The sequence below is a fragment of the Pseudomonas putida genome, assembly GCF_050989985.1.
Classification (GTDB): Bacteria; Pseudomonadota; Gammaproteobacteria; order Pseudomonadales; family Pseudomonadaceae; genus Aquipseudomonas; species Aquipseudomonas putida_AI.
In genome coordinates, this window is record NZ_CP158815.1 from 5,383,531 (window position 1) to 5,397,934 (window position 14,404).

Here is a 14,404-nt window from a genome sequence, read left to right on the forward strand (position 1 = left end):
ATTTCTGACCCTCCTTTCAGAAATTTCATACAAGCAGCCAGCCCACACCTCCAGGCAGGCGCAACCCTTGCGCCACCAGCGTTTGCGAAGAAATTCAATGACTTGCAAACCCCGAAAAATCGCCGGGGCCGAGGGTGCAACCGCAAAAAAATTCATTGAAGAATGTTACCGATGAGCAGCTAGTGCATCGATTCACTGTCTTTTCTGGCATAATCGCGCCCCCTTATGACCGGGTCAGAAAACCTTCATGATCGATTTATTCAGCGGACTGGATGCTTGGGTGCTTGTGAGCCTCTTGCTCGCCCTGGCTTTTGTTCTCGCCTTTGAGTTCATCAATGGATTTCATGACACCGCTAACGCGGTCGCCACTGTTATCTACACCAAAGCCATGCCGCCGCATCTGGCGGTGTTCTTTTCCGGCGTGTTCAATTTCCTCGGCGTGTTGCTGGGCGGCGTTGGCGTGGCCTATGCCATCGTTCACCTGCTGCCGGTAGAACTGCTGATAAACGTCAATACCGGCCATGGTCTGGCAATGGTCTTCTCGTTGCTCGCCGCGGCCATTACCTGGAACCTGGGCACCTGGTACTTCGGTATCCCTGCTTCCAGCTCCCACACGCTGATCGGCTCGATCCTCGGCGTGGGCCTGGCCAACGCCCTGATCAACGATATTCCGCTGGCCGACGGTGTGAACTGGCAGAAAGCGATCGATATCGCCATGTCGCTGGTGTTCTCGCCAATGGCAGGCTTCCTGGTCGCCGCGCTGGTGCTGATCGGTCTTAAATGGTGGCGTCCGCTGTCGAAGATGCACAAGACGCCGGAACAGCGCCGCAGCATCGACGACAAGAAACACCCGCCGTTCTGGAACCGCCTGGTACTGGTGATCTCGGCTATGGCCGTGAGCTTCGTGCACGGTTCCAACGATGGCCAGAAAGGTATCGGCCTGATCATGCTGGTACTGATCGGTATCGTACCGGCGCAGTTCGTACTTGACCTGAACAGCACCACCTACCAGATCGAACGTACCCGCGACGCGACCCTGCACTTGAGCCAGTTCTACAAGCGCAATGCCGACTCCCTGGGTGAATTCCTGGCGTTGGGCAAAAGCGTCGATGGCGACCTGCCGGAGAAATTCCGTTGCAACCCGCAGCAGACCGAGCCGACCATCAATGCCTTGCTCGGCACTTTGAAGGGTGTAGCCGACTACCACTCGCTGCCGTCGGAAAGCCGTATCGAAGTGCGTCGCTACCTGCTGTGCCTGGATGACACCGCGAAGAAAGTCGCCAAGCTGCCAGGCCTCGCCGCCCGTGAAAAGGCTGACCTGGACAAACTGCGCAAAGACCTGACCACCACCACCGAATACGCCCCGTTCTGGGTGATTCTGGCGGTCGCCCTGGCCCTCGGCCTGGGTACCATGATCGGCTGGAAACGCGTGGTACTGACCATCGGCGAGAAGATCGGCAAGCAAGGCATGACCTACGCCCAGGGCATGTCGGCGCAGATCACCGCCGCATGCATGATCGGGCTGGCCAACATCTTCAGCCTGCCGGTTTCCACCACCCACGTACTGTCTTCGGGTGTGGCCGGGACCATGGTCGCCAACAAGAGCGGCCTGCAAGGCGGCACCGTCAGAACCATCCTGCTGGCCTGGGTGCTGACCCTGCCGGCCACGGTGGCCCTGTCGGCCGGCCTGTTCTGGCTGGCGTCGAAGGCGCTGGGCAGCTGATACAAGACGCATTAAAAAAGGCGCGCTCCGTGAGGACCGCGCCTTTTTTATTGCTCATTCCTCTTGTCACCACATAACAAATGTGGGAGCGGGCTTGCTCGCGAATGCGGACAGACATTCAACAAATATGTTGATTGACCCACCGCTTTCGCGAGCAAGCCCGCTCCCACAGGGTTTTGTATTAACAGTTAGATTTTCGCAGGCAAAAAAAAGGGCAACCGAAGTTGCCCAAAATGCCTTGCGTGCTCATTACATCCAGAAAGAACTACGGTTTCTCCCGCTTGTGCGAATCCTTCCAGATAAAAACTCCTAATCCTGCAAAAAACATCAGCATGAGGCTGACGGTCAGCACTCCGGCGATCACCACGTTGTCGAAAAACATGACGCGTCTCCTGCGGTTGCCTTGTTGCGATGGAGCTAAGTTAACCAATCGGGCAGGAGAAAATATTGACCGGGATCAATGTTGCCCGGGAGCGGGAATAAAGGAGGGGAAAAACTGACCTGCATCAAACGATGCAGGGGGAGGATCAACGCTTTTTCGGCTTGTTCTTGGACTTGCTCTTCGGCTTTTTCTTCGCCGTGCCCAACGGCATGGCCTGCTCGAACGCCTGGCGCACTTCGTTAAGGCGCTTTTCATTGAGGTCATGAACACGCTTGGCGCGTTCAGCGTTGAGGTCGATCAGCTTGTCGTCTTGGCTCATGGCGCTCAGTGCATCGCTTGGAAAGGAATTCAGCCGCCGCATCATTGGGCAGGATTGCTCCAATAATGCGGTCTGGCGGCGACGCTGACCAGACGCGACCTCAAATCTCGATATCGACCCACAACCCCTGGCGCGGCTGATCTTCCATCAACGGCGCGACCGGCACGGTGTTGTCGGCATTGAGCTCAGTGCCGGGAATCGCCAGGTGGGCTTCGGGATCCTCATCGGCTTCACGACGGCGACGCCCGCGCTCCTGCTTTTTGCGTTGTTCTTCGCGCAACAGCAGGACGGCTTCTTCAGGATCGCGGTTTTTCAGGTCGATGGTGCTGTCGGTGGAACTCTCCTGCATCGGCACCACAGGTGCGATGTCCGGGCGCGGGCGAATCGGATCGTGCTGGGAAGTGACCGGCACGGCACTCAGGGGGAGCATCGGTGGCAGCATATTTTTTGGTCTCCTGTCGGCAGGATGTCGGCCGCGCTGGATGCGACTTGAGCCATCGGTCGCAAACTGTGACCCATTTGGCACTGTGCCAGGCGTCACCGACTACGATCTCTTGAGGTCTTTTCGATCAAAAGACCGCCATCTACAGCAGCTGCGGCACAGGTATTCCTTTGGTCTGGAGGCCCGTTCCGTTAACATAGCCCGCTTTTTCAAGGTGGGAGTCAGGCAGCATGGCGCAGCAGTATCAACCGGGGCAACGCTGGATCAGTGACAGCGAAGCGGAGTTGGGTTTGGGCACCGTTCTGGCACAGGACGGCCGCTTGTTGACCGTGCTCTACCCGGCCACTGGCGACACCCGCCAGTACGCGCTACGAAATGCGCCCCTGACCCGCGTGCGGTTTTCGCCGGGTGACACCATCACTCACTTCGAAGGCTGGAAACTGACCGTTCGCGAAGTCGATGACATGGACGGCCTGCTGGTTTACCACGGCCTGAACGCGCAGAACGAACCGGTCACCCTGCCGGAAACCCAACTGTCGAACTTCATCCAGTTCCGTCTGGCCAGCGACCGCCTGTTCGCCGGACAGATCGACCCGCTGCCGTGGTTCTCCCTGCGTTACCACACCCTGGAACACACCAGCCGCCAACTGCTGTCCTCCTTGTGGGGTCTGGGTGGCGTGCGTGCGCAACCGATCGCGCACCAGTTGCACATCGCCCGGGAAGTTGCCGACCGTGTCGAGCCACGAGTTCTGCTGGCGGACGAAGTGGGCCTGGGCAAGACCATCGAGGCCGGTCTGGTCATCCATCGCCAGCTGTTGTCGGGCCGCGCCAACCGCGTGCTGATCCTGGTACCGGAAAACCTCCAGCACCAGTGGCTGGTGGAGATGCGCCGCCGCTTCAACCTGCAAGTCGCGCTGTTCGATGAAGAGCGTTTCATTGAAAGCGATGCCTCCAATCCGTTTGAAGACACCCAGCTGGCGCTGGTTGCACTCGAGTGGCTGGTGGACGACGAAAAGGCCCAGGACGCGCTGTTCGCGGCCGGTTGGGACTTGCTGGTGGTCGACGAAGCGCACCACTTGGTATGGCACGAAGACCAGGTCAGCCCTGAATATTCGCTGGTCGAACAGCTCGCCGAGACCATTCCCGGCGTACTGCTGTTGACCGCAACCCCGGAACAACTGGGCCAGGACAGCCACTTCGCCCGTCTGCGCCTGCTCGATCCGAACCGTTTCCACGACCTGAACGCCTTCCGCGCCGAGAGCGAAAACTATCGCCCGGTAGCCGAGGCCGTTCAGGAATTGCTGGAAAAGGGGCGCCTGTCGCCGCAAGCCCACCAGACCATCAACGGTTTCCTCGGCAACGAAGGCGAAGCCTTGCTGGCCGCGGTCAACGACGGCGACACCGAAGCCAGCGCCCGCCTGGTGCGCGAACTGCTGGACCGCCACGGCACCGGTCGCGTGCTGTTCCGTAATACCCGCGCCGCCGTGCAGGGTTTCCCGGAGCGCAAGCTGCACCCCTACCCGCTGCCCTGCCCGGACGAATACCTCGAACTGCCGTTGGGCGATCACGCCGAGCTGTACCCGGAGGTCAGCTTCCAGGCCCAGCCGGATGCCAATGAAGAAGAGCGCTGGTGGAAATTCGACCCGCGCGTCGAATGGCTGATCGACCAGCTGAAAATGCTCAAGCGCACCAAAGTGTTGGTGATCTGCGCCCACGCCGAAACCGCCATGGACCTGGAAGACGCCCTGCGCGTACGTTCCGGCATCCCGGCCACGGTGTTCCACGAGGGCATGAACATCCTCGAGCGTGACCGCGCCGCCGCATACTTCGCCGACGAAGAATTTGGCGCGCAGGTGCTGATCTGCTCGGAAATCGGCAGTGAAGGCCGCAACTTCCAGTTCTCCCATCACCTGGTGTTGTTCGACCTGCCATCCCACCCGGACCTGCTGGAGCAGCGCATCGGCCGTCTGGACCGGATCGGCCAGAAGCACACCATCCAACTGCACGTGCCGTACCTGGAAACCAGCCCGCAAGAGCGCCTGTTCCAGTGGTACCACGAAGCGCTGAACGCGTTCCTCAACACCTGCCCGACCGGCAACGCCCTGCAGCATCAGTTCGGCCCGCGCCTGCTGCCGCTGCTGGAAGAAGCCGACGACGCTGAGTGGCAAGCGCTGATCAACGAAGCCCGCACCGAGCGTGAGCGCCTGGAAGCCGAACTGCACACCGGCCGCGACCGCCTGCTGGAGCTCAACTCCGGCGGCGCTGGCGAAGGTGACGCGCTGGTAGAAGCGATCCTCGAGCAAGACGACCAGTTCGCCCTGCCGATCTACATGGAAACCCTGTTCGATGCATTCGGTATCGACAGCGAAGACCATTCGGAAAACGCCCTGATCCTCAAACCGAGCGAAAAAATGCTCGATGCCAGCTTCCCGCTGGGCGACGACGAAGGCGTGACCATCACCTACGACCGCAACCAGGCGCTGTCGCGCGAAGACATGCAGTTCATCACTTGGGAACACCCGATGGTGCAGGGCGGCATGGATTTGGTGCTGTCCGGCTCCATGGGCAACACCGCCGTAGCGCTGATCAAGAACAAAGCGCTGAAACCCGGCACAGTGCTGCTGGAACTGCTCTATGTCAGCGAGGTGGTTGCGCCGCGTTCGCTGCAACTGGGCCGTTACCTGCCACCGGCGGCCCTGCGCTGCCTGCTCGACGCCAACGGCAATGACCTGTCGGCCCGGGTCGCATTCGAGACCTTGAACGATCAACTCGAAAGCGTACCGCGCGCCAGCGCCAACAAATTCGTCCAGGCCCAGCGCGATCAGCTGACGCCACGGATCAACGCCGGCGAAGACAAGGTCTTCCCGCGTCATGCCGAGCGTGTGGCGGAAGCGCAACGTCGCCTGGCTGCCGATACCGACGAGGAACTGGCGCGCCTGACCGCGTTGCAAGCGGTCAACCCGACCGTACGTGACAGCGAACTGGTCGCCCTGCGCAAACTGCGCGAGCAAGGCCTGGCCATGCTCGACAAGGCGGCGCTGCGACTGGAAGCGATTCGGGTGTTGGTGGCGGGCTAATCGCCCCCTGCTCTACCGGTAAAAAAGGCCCGCAGTGATGCGGGCCTTTTTGTTTGCTTCAATTTAGTGTTGCTGCTGATGACCTCTTCGCGGGCAAGCCCGCTCCCACAGGGGGTCGGTGTTGAACACAAGATTTGTGAACAACCGATATCACTGTGGGAGCGAGCTTGCTCGCGATAGCAATCAAGCAGTCGCCGCAGTTCCCTCAGGCTCAACCACAGCCACCAACCCATCCTTCATCCGCTTGGCATCCCTCACAAAACACCGCGACGCCAGCACCAGAAACACCATGGTGAAAAACAGCGCCACCGGGATCAGGTACATCGCGTCATGCAGGCCGACCGCCTTGAACGCCTCGGTCATTTGCTCCGCACCTGCCGAAAGCATGGCGGTGTGCGCGAAATGATCGGACAAGGCACCGACCACCACCGGCCCCAGGCCGCCGCCCAACAGATACAAGCCGGCGAAGAACAACGCCATGGCCGTCGCCCGCAGACGCGGCTCGACCACGTCCTGGATCGCTGTGTAAACGCAGGTGTAGAAGTTGTACGCAAACAGCCATCCGACACTGAACACCGCGACGAACACGCCGATCTCGATCCGTCCCGAATGCAGCGCCCAGGCCGTGCACACGGTGGAAATGATCAGGCTGAATGCAGCGAACAGCAGGCGACCATTGGCCACCCGCTGGTGAATCTTGTCCGCAACCCATCCACCCAGCGTCAGGCCTACCAGGCCGGTCACGCCGACGATCATTCCGGTTGCGACCGCAGCTTCCTGCAACGGCAACAGGAAATAGCGCTGCAGCATCGGCACCAGGAACGAGTTGCAGGCATAGGTGGCGAAGTTGAAGCACAACCCGGCCAGCACCAGCCACAGGAAAGTCGGCACTGCCAGGACGCGGCGGATCGGCCGGTCGACCTTCTCCTGCGACACCTGCACGCTTTCGGCGGCACCGCGCTTGGGTTCCTTGATGTAGAACATGAAGATCGCCAGGATCAGCCCCGGCACGGCGGCAATGAAGAACGGCGCACGCCAGCTGTCGAACGCCTTGACCATCGCGCCGATGGTGAAAAACGCCAGCAGCAGCCCCAGCGGCAGGCCGAGCATGAAAATCCCCATGGCCCGCGCCCGGCGATGAGCCGGAAACAGGTCCCCGATCAACGAGTTGGCCGCTGGCGCATAACTGGCTTCGCCGATGCCGATGCCCATGCGTACGATCAGGAAGCTCCAGAAACTGCCAACCATGCCGTTGACGGCGGTCAGCCCGCTCCACACCGCCAGCCCCCAGCCCATCAACTTGCTGCGCGAACCGGTATCGGCCATGCGCCCCAGGGGCAGGCCGGCGATCGCGTAGACAATGGTGAATGCAGTACCGATGATCCCCAGCTGAAAGTCGCTGAGATGCCACTCCATGCGGATCGGCTCGATGATGATGGCGGGGATGGTGCGGTCGAAAAAGTTGAACAGATTGGCCAGGAACAGCAGGAACAGAATGCGCCAGGCATTCGCCGCTTGGGTCGAGTTCTGCATGGGTCCGTCTCTTTTATTGTTATTGGGGCGTCGTTTCCCCGGAATCTGCAATCTAGACAGGCCCGCCACAACTGTCTGTAATTATTCGTAAGGCTGATACCAACCCATGGCGAACTCACGCCACAGGGCCCGAGCCTGCCCAGTGGCGAGGCCCAATGTTCGCCCGCCAGGGGCGATGGGTATGACCGCACGTCCAGCCGTTGAAAAATACCTTTGCGCCCCCCTTTCCAAGCCGCTGGCGAAGCCTAGAATAGCGACCTTGTCCGCCCCCCGGCCTCCCCATTCCTCCTTAGATCATTACCCATGTCCGATGTCAGTCCGTGTCTGAATTGCGGTGCCTGCTGTTCCTACTTTCGCGTGTCATTTTTTTGGGGTGAATGCGCTTCGTCCGGCGGGACCGTGCCCGATGAACTGGTCGAGCAAATCACCCCCAGCCGGGTGGCGATGCTGGGTACCAACTGCAAAACCCCACGCTGCACCAGCCTGGAGGGGGAAGTCGGCAGCGAAGTGAAATGTACGATTTATGAGCAACGCTCGACCCCTTGCCGGGAGTTCGAGGCCTCCTGGGTCGATGGCCAGGTCAATACCGACTGTGACGCGGCACGCGCGGCATTTGGTTTGACCCCACTGGAGCCAGCCACGCCCAAAGTCGAGCAACAAAGCGCCTGACCGTTAGCACTGATCGCTATTGGTTTAATAACAAAATGTTTGACCCTAAAGTGCCATCACCTCTTGCGCCCTGTGCACGCCCTCTATACTCCAAGGCACTCTCCGGTGTCCTTGCGCCGGTCAAGGCAACAACACGGGGCATGTTATGGAGTGGCTGGGTCTGCATTTCATTGCTGGGCTGCCAGAGGGCGGACAGGTCATACTCAATTGCATCCATGACCCTTTTCTGGTGCTACTGGCTTTTCTGGTCGCCTGTGCCGGCAGCTTCGCGACGCTGGACATGGCCGAGCGCGTCGCGCATGTGCAAAAGCCAGCGTCCCGTCGAACCTGGTGCTGGGTCGGTGCAGGATGCCTGGCCGGTGGCGTCTGGGCCATGCACTTCATCGGCATGCTGGCCTTCCAGGCCCCCATCAATCTGCACTACCAACTGCCCGTCACCCTCGCCTCCCTGTTCATCGCCCTGCTCGCCGCACGACTGGCGATGCAGACACTCAGTCGTCCTTCACTGAGCTTCTGGCATTGCCTGAAGGCATCGATCTGGGTCGGCCTGGGCATCGCCACCATGCATTACGTCGGCATGTCCGCCCTGCGCTCGCAGGCGGTTGTCTACTACCAACCCGCCTTGTTCGCCCTGTCCATCGTGATTGCGATCGGCGCCAGCCTGGCGGCCTTGCTGCTGTCGAGCTACCTGCGCAACGGCACCGGCATGTTTCATCAACTGCTCAAGTATTGCGCCAGCCTGGTACTCGGCACAGGTATCGTCAGCATGCATTTCACCGGCATGGCGGCCTTCGACCTGGTACTGCCAGCGGGCAGCGTCCTGACTCAGCCAGGGGAAAACAATCACTTTCAACTGGGCCTGACGGTCGCGGTCATGACCCTGTTGATCATCGGCAGCAGCATCAGCGCGGCGCTGGCAGACAAGAAGCTGCAACATAAAGAGAACGACCTGCAACGGGTCAATTCATTGCTCAGTCAACTGGATCAGGCTCGCGCATCACTGCAGCAGGTGGCGCACTTTGATCCGCTGACCAACCTGACCAATCGTCGTGGCTTCAACCAGCTCTTCGCCGAAAAGCTCATCGAGAAAACCCATACCGGCGGCATGCTGGCGGTGCTGTTCCTCGACATCGACCATTTCAAGCGCATCAATGACAGCCTCGGGCACGACGCCGGCGACGAACTGCTCAAAGTGCTGGCCGGCCACATCAAAAGCTCGATGCGCAGCCACGAAGACGTGGTGGCGCGCTTTGGCGGTGACGAATTCTGCATGCTGATCAACCTGCATGATCGCGAAGAGGCACGGCAGATGGCCCAGAGCATCATGTTGAAAATGAAGGAACCCATCGAGCTCGCCGGGCGGCGCATGGTCATGACCACCAGCATCGGCATCAGCCTGTTTCCCGAAGATGGCAAGACCTGCGATGAGCTGCTGAAAAATGCCGACCTTGCCCTGTATCAGTCCAAGGGCAGCGGTCGCAACGGCTTGAATTTCTTCAGCGCCAACCTCAAGGCCCGCGCCACCCTGGAACTGCAACTGGAAGAAGAGCTGCGCCATGCCCTGCGCGAAGACGCCGGCCTGACGCTCTATTACCAGCCGATCTACGACTTGAAAACCGGCGAGGTCAGCAAGCTTGAAGCCTTGATTCGCTGGCAACATCCGGTACACGGGTTGCTCGCTCCCGACCGCTTCATCCCCCTCGCCGAAGCCAATGGCCTGATCGCCGAACTGGACAACTGGGTCCTGCGCAAGGCCTGCGAAGACCTTGGGGAGCTATCGCGCCAGGATTGCGAAACATTGAAAATCGCCGTGAACTGCTCGCCCCTGAGCCTGGCCCGGGAGGAACTGGCTGGTGAAATCGAGCAGGCATTGCGCAGCGCCGGGGTTGCGCCGCAACGGCTGGAACTGGAGGTGACCGAAAACGCGCTGATGGGCAATATCGCCGACACCCTGGAGCTGCTGCGACATATTCGTGCCTTGGGCGTGGCGCTATCGATCGATGACTTCGGTACGGGATATTCGTCCCTGGCCTACCTCAAGCGCCTGCCACTCAACACGTTGAAAATCGACCGGTCGTTCATTCAGGACATTCCCAAGTCGACCCAGGACATGGAGATCGTCCAGGCGATCATCGCCATGGCCCACACCCTGCACCTGCAAGTGGTGACCGAAGGCGTCGAAACCTTCGAGCAATATCAGTTCCTCGAAGGCCACGACTGTGATTTCGCCCAAGGCTACCTGCTCAGCCGACCTGTACCGCTGGCCGACTTACGCCCGGTGCTGAACGAAATCAACCAGCGCAAAAACCGCTACAGCCTTACTTCGCTGAGTCTGGTTCACGGTACATCTGCACTAATGTAGAAGGGTCTTTTTCCAGATACCCCTGCCCGCCGTGCAGTCGCATCAGTTGCGCCGCCAGGCCGCTGATCGGCGTCGCCGAACCCTGTTCGCGAGAAAACTTCACCGCCGTATCCAGATCCTTGAGCAAGGTGCGCACGTGCCATTTCACCGGCTCAAAACGACTGTCGGCCATCTGCGGGGCGAGGATCTGCAAGGGTTTGGAGTCGGCAAAACCACCGGCCAGCGCCTCGGCGATCAGGCTGGCATCGACCCCGGAACGCTCTGCCAGTGCCACCACTTCAGCAATCACCAGCGCGTTGCAGGCCACGATCATCTGATTGCAGGCCTTGGTCACCTGCCCCGCGCCGACCGCCCCCATGTGCGTCACGCGTTGCCCCAGGCTCAACAGAACAGGTTTCACGCGCTCAAGATCGGCTGCATCGCCACCGACCATGATCGCCAGGCTGCCTGCCTCGGCGCCGACCACGCCACCGGACACCGGTGCATCGAGCCAGCCCATGCCGGTCTTGCCGAGCAACTGCGCCGCCATTTCCCGGGTCGCGGTGGGTTCAAGGCTGGAGAAATCCACCAGCAACTGGCCGCTTTTCGCGCCCTGGACAATGCCTGCCGCGCCAAACACCACTTCTTGCACCACCGAGGTGTCCGCCAGGCACAGCATCACCACGTCGGCGTGCTGGCACAGTTCGGCCGGGCTGGCGACCTGGCGGGCACCGGCCTCGACCAATGCCGCACACTTGGCCGGATTCCGGTTCCACACCGTCAGCGGATAACCCGCCGCCAGCAGGCGCCGACACATCGGCAGCCCCATCAGGCCGATTCCGGCAAACCCCAACGAAGGTAGCGTTGACATCATTTCGCCTCTTTTTGATTAAAGATCGCCGAATACTGGCCGATTCAACATGACTAGGAAAGGATTCCCCCGAGCGATGCCCAGGCCGTGACCCTGACGCTTGGACCCAATGCGCGCTGATAAAAGACGCGAGTTCTCATTCCGTGACGGTACGACGACAACCTGTCGTTCGACCCAAACAGCCCAGGTAGATGGCGAACAATGACTTCCAAAAACAATCCGGCCACTGTGGTTTCCGACCTGACCTTGAGCCCCGCGGCAAACACCCCTGTCCCGTCGAAGCCATTGCTCCCGTCACGCCCGTTGGCAACCCAGCAATATCTGTACTTCACCGAAACCAACACCGATCGCATCCTCGATAACCTCGACGGCCTGCGCGACATGGTGTTCCCGCGTCCGCCGCATCTGGAAGGCGACAACGAACAGCACAGCGACCAGGAATTCCCGTCGGTGTGCCTGATCGGCCTGGGGCGCTGTGGTTCGAACATCGCGCTGGATGTCGCGGAACTGGTGTACAACGCACGCAAGTTCTACCTCAACGAATTCAACAGCGAAGACCGCCTGTCGCCGGACAAGCGCTTCGCCGAAAAGGGCTACAGCCCCGCGCAGTGGATTCGCAACAACCTGCGCCTGATGCCGAACAAGGCCACCAAGCCTGTGTTCCTGGTCGAGCCGCTGGTCATGCTCGGCGACCTGGACAAAGACATTGCCGGGCGCATCCGCTTCTCGCGCAAGGGTGAAAAGAGCGGCTTCCTGCGCGACTACAGCAAAATGAAAATCATGGACTTGTCGGAAGTCCACGCCGGTGGTGCCGGTAACGCACCGATTCTCGGCCAGTACCTGGCCAAGATCATCCTGAACAAGGACACCCAGCGTTTCTCCAGCCCCGACTGGAAGATGATTCACTCGTACCTGATCGACAGCTGCGGCATCAAGGCCAACCAGTCGCGCCTGTACTTCTCGATCTTCAGCGCCGGCGGCGGCACTGGTTCGGGCATGGCGTCAGAGTTCGGCCTGGCCCAGCAGCACTCGTACATGAACAAGACGTTCGACACCAAGCCGGTGGACGAGCATGACAGCAAGAGCGGTCATTCCTTCGTCTTCGAACCGATCTTCACCAGCGGCATCTGCGTGCTGCCGAACATTTCCGACCACCGCAGCGAAATGTCCGAAGCGCTGCACATCAACGCCGGTCGCCTGCTGTGCAAATACCTGTCGGAAGAATGGGACTTCTCCTACAACTTCGCCAACGAAGACAGTAGCGAAGCCAGTGTCATGGGCCGTATCCGCCCGTGGAACGCGATGATGCTGATCTCCAACGACATCATGCGTTACGCCGAGGAAAACGATGACGGCAACATCCAGAACATTGATGTCAATGCCATGGAGAAGCATGCCAACCAGTACATCTCGCAGCAGATCTTCAACATTCTGACGGCGCAGGCGGTAACGACCGACTACGACCAGAACTATTTCCGTCGCGCCGGCATCGACATCGGCGAAACCATTCGCCTGGACGCCAACGACCTGTTCATGAGTCTGGCCGGCCCGGTGGCGATTGCCTACGCCGAGTCCGTAGTCCCGGAAACGCCTGCGCCGACCAGCGACAAGTTCAAGGTATTCGAGAAAGAGCAGCAGCGCCTGAACATCGACGACCTGTTCTTCCGCTCCATCGACCTGCCGCACTTCAACAAGGTGACCCAGGCCATCGAAGGCATCAGCCTGCTGCCGATCGAGTCCAAGCGTTATCGCGCGTCGCTGGAGCAGTACAAGAACTCGGGTTACGACGCCGCCGCCCTGCACGACCTGCACTTCTTCAAGAACTGTTCGTCGGTGGTGTCGATCGTGTCCCTGCCCAAGGACTACAAGCTGTCCTACATGGACCTGAACCGGTTGAAGACCCACCTCAACAGCCTGTTCCCCAACACCACGCTCAAGCGTTATGCGCTGGTGATCGGTGCCTCGGCCAACCTGTCGCTGACCACCCTGATCGCCAAGAGCCCGTGCCTGTCGGATGACTTCCTGACCCTGATCGTGGCCTTCATCAAGCGCTGCTTCGCCCGCAACCCTTACCGCTTCGATGACACCCTGGACCATTCGATCCTGGACTTCATCATCAACGAAGAATTCGATGAAGCACGCATCGACGATCTGCTCAACGAGTTCGAGAACCCGGCGAAGATCCTCGATACCAACTGGTACGCGATCAAGCCGATGTACGAGAAGAAGTACCGCGAACTGATCAACGACAAGGACAAGTTCGTCTCGATCAACGACATCCGCCTGTCCCGGGATTGCGTGAAGAAGGCGATCAAATACCTGCGCGAGATCTACCGTCACCGCATTGGCAAGACCAAGGTTATTTCTTTGAATAATCATACGGGCAAGACCTACTCGGCCTGACACAAGGCCGAGTCGCCGCCAATCGTCGGATCGCCGCCCGGAGCAAGCTCGCTCCCACAGTGATCGGGGTGAACACAAAATGTGTGAATACCCCGGCCCCTTGTGGGAGCGAGCTTGCTCGCGATGGCGCCCTCGAATTCAAGACATTTCCAGCAGCCAGAAACAATTGAGCAGCCCTCAGGCTGCTCCTTCAACTGTTCCCGTTACGTTTACGTCACCGTGAGGCTGTGGCCTTTCTCTACGGCAACGTGCCATCACGCTACTCGGCTACACACTTTTAGCCGCGGGCGATGCGCACCATGAAGGTGCGCGCATTCAATCCCTTGCTCTTTCCTGGATCATGATCCACGGCGAAACAACAACCGCCCACAGCTCGGGATCACGCTCGAAAAGATCCAGCGCCCGCGTTTCAGAGAGCTTGGCGACCTTGTCGGCGGCCAGCCAGGCGGCCACTTTCTCGCCATCATCGCTGGCTACGGCCTCGGCGGCGGCGATCAAATCCAGGGTCGGGTCGACCCACAATAGGGCACCCTTGGCGAAGAACGGCTCCAGTTCCTTCCACGAAATAGATGCGGTTTCACCAAGCAGCTTGGCATAGAGGGTGCTAGGTTCTTCGTTCATGGGTCTGTCCGGAAATGAAATTG

At 60.0% G+C, this 14,404-nt stretch carries 11 protein-coding genes; 5 read left to right on the plus strand and 6 right to left on the minus strand.

The window, feature by feature from the left end; genetic code table 11:
- Positions 1 to 247 precede the first annotated feature (247 nt).
- Positions 248 to 1,723, plus strand: a complete 1,476-nt coding sequence (locus tag ABTV29_RS24655; protein WP_433767214.1) for an inorganic phosphate transporter — start codon at positions 248 to 250, stop codon at positions 1,721 to 1,723.
- Positions 1,724 to 1,988: 265 nt separating this feature from the next.
- Here the strand turns inward: ABTV29_RS24655 and ccoM are convergent, their stop codons facing one another.
- The 3 genes from ccoM to ABTV29_RS24670 form a co-directional block, all read right to left on the minus strand.
- Complete coding sequence (ccoM, locus tag ABTV29_RS24660) at positions 1,989 to 2,105, minus strand: cytochrome c oxidase subunit CcoM (RefSeq protein WP_433767215.1); 117 nt, start codon at positions 2,103 to 2,105, stop codon at positions 1,989 to 1,991.
- 145 nt (positions 2,106 to 2,250) lie between these two features.
- Positions 2,251 to 2,424: a hypothetical protein gene (locus tag ABTV29_RS24665; RefSeq protein ID WP_433767216.1), complete on the minus strand. Its 174-nt coding sequence runs from the start codon at positions 2,422 to 2,424 to the stop codon at positions 2,251 to 2,253.
- A 100-nt stretch (positions 2,425 to 2,524) separates the two neighbouring features.
- Complete coding sequence (locus tag ABTV29_RS24670; protein ID WP_433767217.1) at positions 2,525 to 2,866, minus strand: aspartate-semialdehyde dehydrogenase; 342 nt, start codon at positions 2,864 to 2,866, stop codon at positions 2,525 to 2,527.
- A gap of 230 nt (positions 2,867 to 3,096) precedes the next feature.
- Here ABTV29_RS24670 and rapA point away from each other — a divergent pair, with 230 nt between their 5' ends.
- Positions 3,097 to 5,943, plus strand: a complete 2,847-nt coding sequence (gene rapA, locus ABTV29_RS24675) for an RNA polymerase-associated protein RapA (protein ID WP_433767218.1) — start codon at positions 3,097 to 3,099, stop codon at positions 5,941 to 5,943.
- A gap of 183 nt (positions 5,944 to 6,126) precedes the next feature.
- Here the strand turns inward: rapA and ABTV29_RS24680 are convergent, their stop codons facing one another.
- Entirely contained in the window at positions 6,127 to 7,476 is a 1,350-nt protein-coding gene (locus tag ABTV29_RS24680; RefSeq protein ID WP_433767219.1) for a spinster family MFS transporter, read from the minus strand.
- Between the two features lie 303 nt (positions 7,477 to 7,779).
- Between ABTV29_RS24680 and ABTV29_RS24685 the strand changes: the two genes are divergently transcribed.
- On the plus strand, positions 7,780 to 8,145 hold the full coding sequence (locus ABTV29_RS24685; RefSeq protein WP_433767220.1) for a YkgJ family cysteine cluster protein: 366 nt from the start codon (positions 7,780 to 7,782) through the stop codon (positions 8,143 to 8,145).
- 145 nt (positions 8,146 to 8,290) lie between these two features.
- A complete protein-coding gene (locus ABTV29_RS24690; protein ID WP_433767221.1) occupies positions 8,291 to 10,507 on the plus strand; it encodes a putative bifunctional diguanylate cyclase/phosphodiesterase in 2,217 nt (738 codons plus the stop codon).
- Here the strand turns inward: ABTV29_RS24690 and ABTV29_RS24695 are convergent.
- Positions 10,464 to 11,360, minus strand: a complete 897-nt coding sequence (locus ABTV29_RS24695) for an NAD(P)-dependent oxidoreductase (RefSeq protein WP_433767222.1) — start codon at positions 11,358 to 11,360, stop codon at positions 10,464 to 10,466. The two genes, ABTV29_RS24690 and ABTV29_RS24695, sit on opposite strands and share 44 nt — an antisense overlap.
- Positions 11,361 to 11,558: 198 nt before the next feature.
- On the opposite strand from ABTV29_RS24695, the gene ABTV29_RS24700 reads away from it, so the two are divergent.
- Complete coding sequence (locus ABTV29_RS24700) at positions 11,559 to 13,760, plus strand: hypothetical protein (protein ID WP_433767223.1); 2,202 nt, start codon at positions 11,559 to 11,561, stop codon at positions 13,758 to 13,760.
- Positions 13,761 to 14,075: 315 nt separating this feature from the next.
- On the opposite strand, the gene ABTV29_RS24705 is transcribed toward ABTV29_RS24700, so the two are convergent.
- Entirely contained in the window at positions 14,076 to 14,381 is a 306-nt protein-coding gene (locus ABTV29_RS24705) for a DUF2288 domain-containing protein (RefSeq protein WP_433767224.1), read from the minus strand.
- Positions 14,382 to 14,404: the final 23 nt, after the last annotated feature.

What these genes read in the sequence shown, in the direction of transcription:
- ABTV29_RS24685 (WP_433767220.1), top strand. Translation starts at nt 7,780, where the DNA reads ATGTCCGATGTCAGTCCGTGTCTGAATTGCGGTGCCTGCTGTTCCTAC.
- rapA (WP_433767218.1), top strand. Translation starts at nt 3,097, where the DNA reads ATGGCGCAGCAGTATCAACCGGGGCAACGCTGGATCAGTGACAGCGAA.
- ABTV29_RS24700 (WP_433767223.1), top strand. Translation starts at nt 11,559, where the DNA reads ATGACTTCCAAAAACAATCCGGCCACTGTGGTTTCCGACCTGACCTTG.
- ABTV29_RS24690 (WP_433767221.1), top strand. Translation starts at nt 8,291, where the DNA reads ATGGAGTGGCTGGGTCTGCATTTCATTGCTGGGCTGCCAGAGGGCGGA.
- ccoM (WP_433767215.1), bottom strand. Translation starts at nt 2,105, where the DNA reads ATGTTTTTCGACAACGTGGTGATCGCCGGAGTGCTGACCGTCAGCCTC.
- ABTV29_RS24665 (WP_433767216.1), bottom strand. Translation starts at nt 2,424, where the DNA reads ATGAGCCAAGACGACAAGCTGATCGACCTCAACGCTGAACGCGCCAAG.
- ABTV29_RS24670 (WP_433767217.1), bottom strand. Translation starts at nt 2,866, where the DNA reads ATGCTGCCACCGATGCTCCCCCTGAGTGCCGTGCCGGTCACTTCCCAG.
- ABTV29_RS24680 (WP_433767219.1), bottom strand. Translation starts at nt 7,476, where the DNA reads ATGCAGAACTCGACCCAAGCGGCGAATGCCTGGCGCATTCTGTTCCTG.
- ABTV29_RS24695 (WP_433767222.1), bottom strand. Translation starts at nt 11,360, where the DNA reads ATGATGTCAACGCTACCTTCGTTGGGGTTTGCCGGAATCGGCCTGATG.
- ABTV29_RS24705 (WP_433767224.1), bottom strand. Translation starts at nt 14,381, where the DNA reads ATGAACGAAGAACCTAGCACCCTCTATGCCAAGCTGCTTGGTGAAACC.
- ABTV29_RS24655 (WP_433767214.1), top strand. Translation starts at nt 248, where the DNA reads ATGATCGATTTATTCAGCGGACTGGATGCTTGGGTGCTTGTGAGCCTC.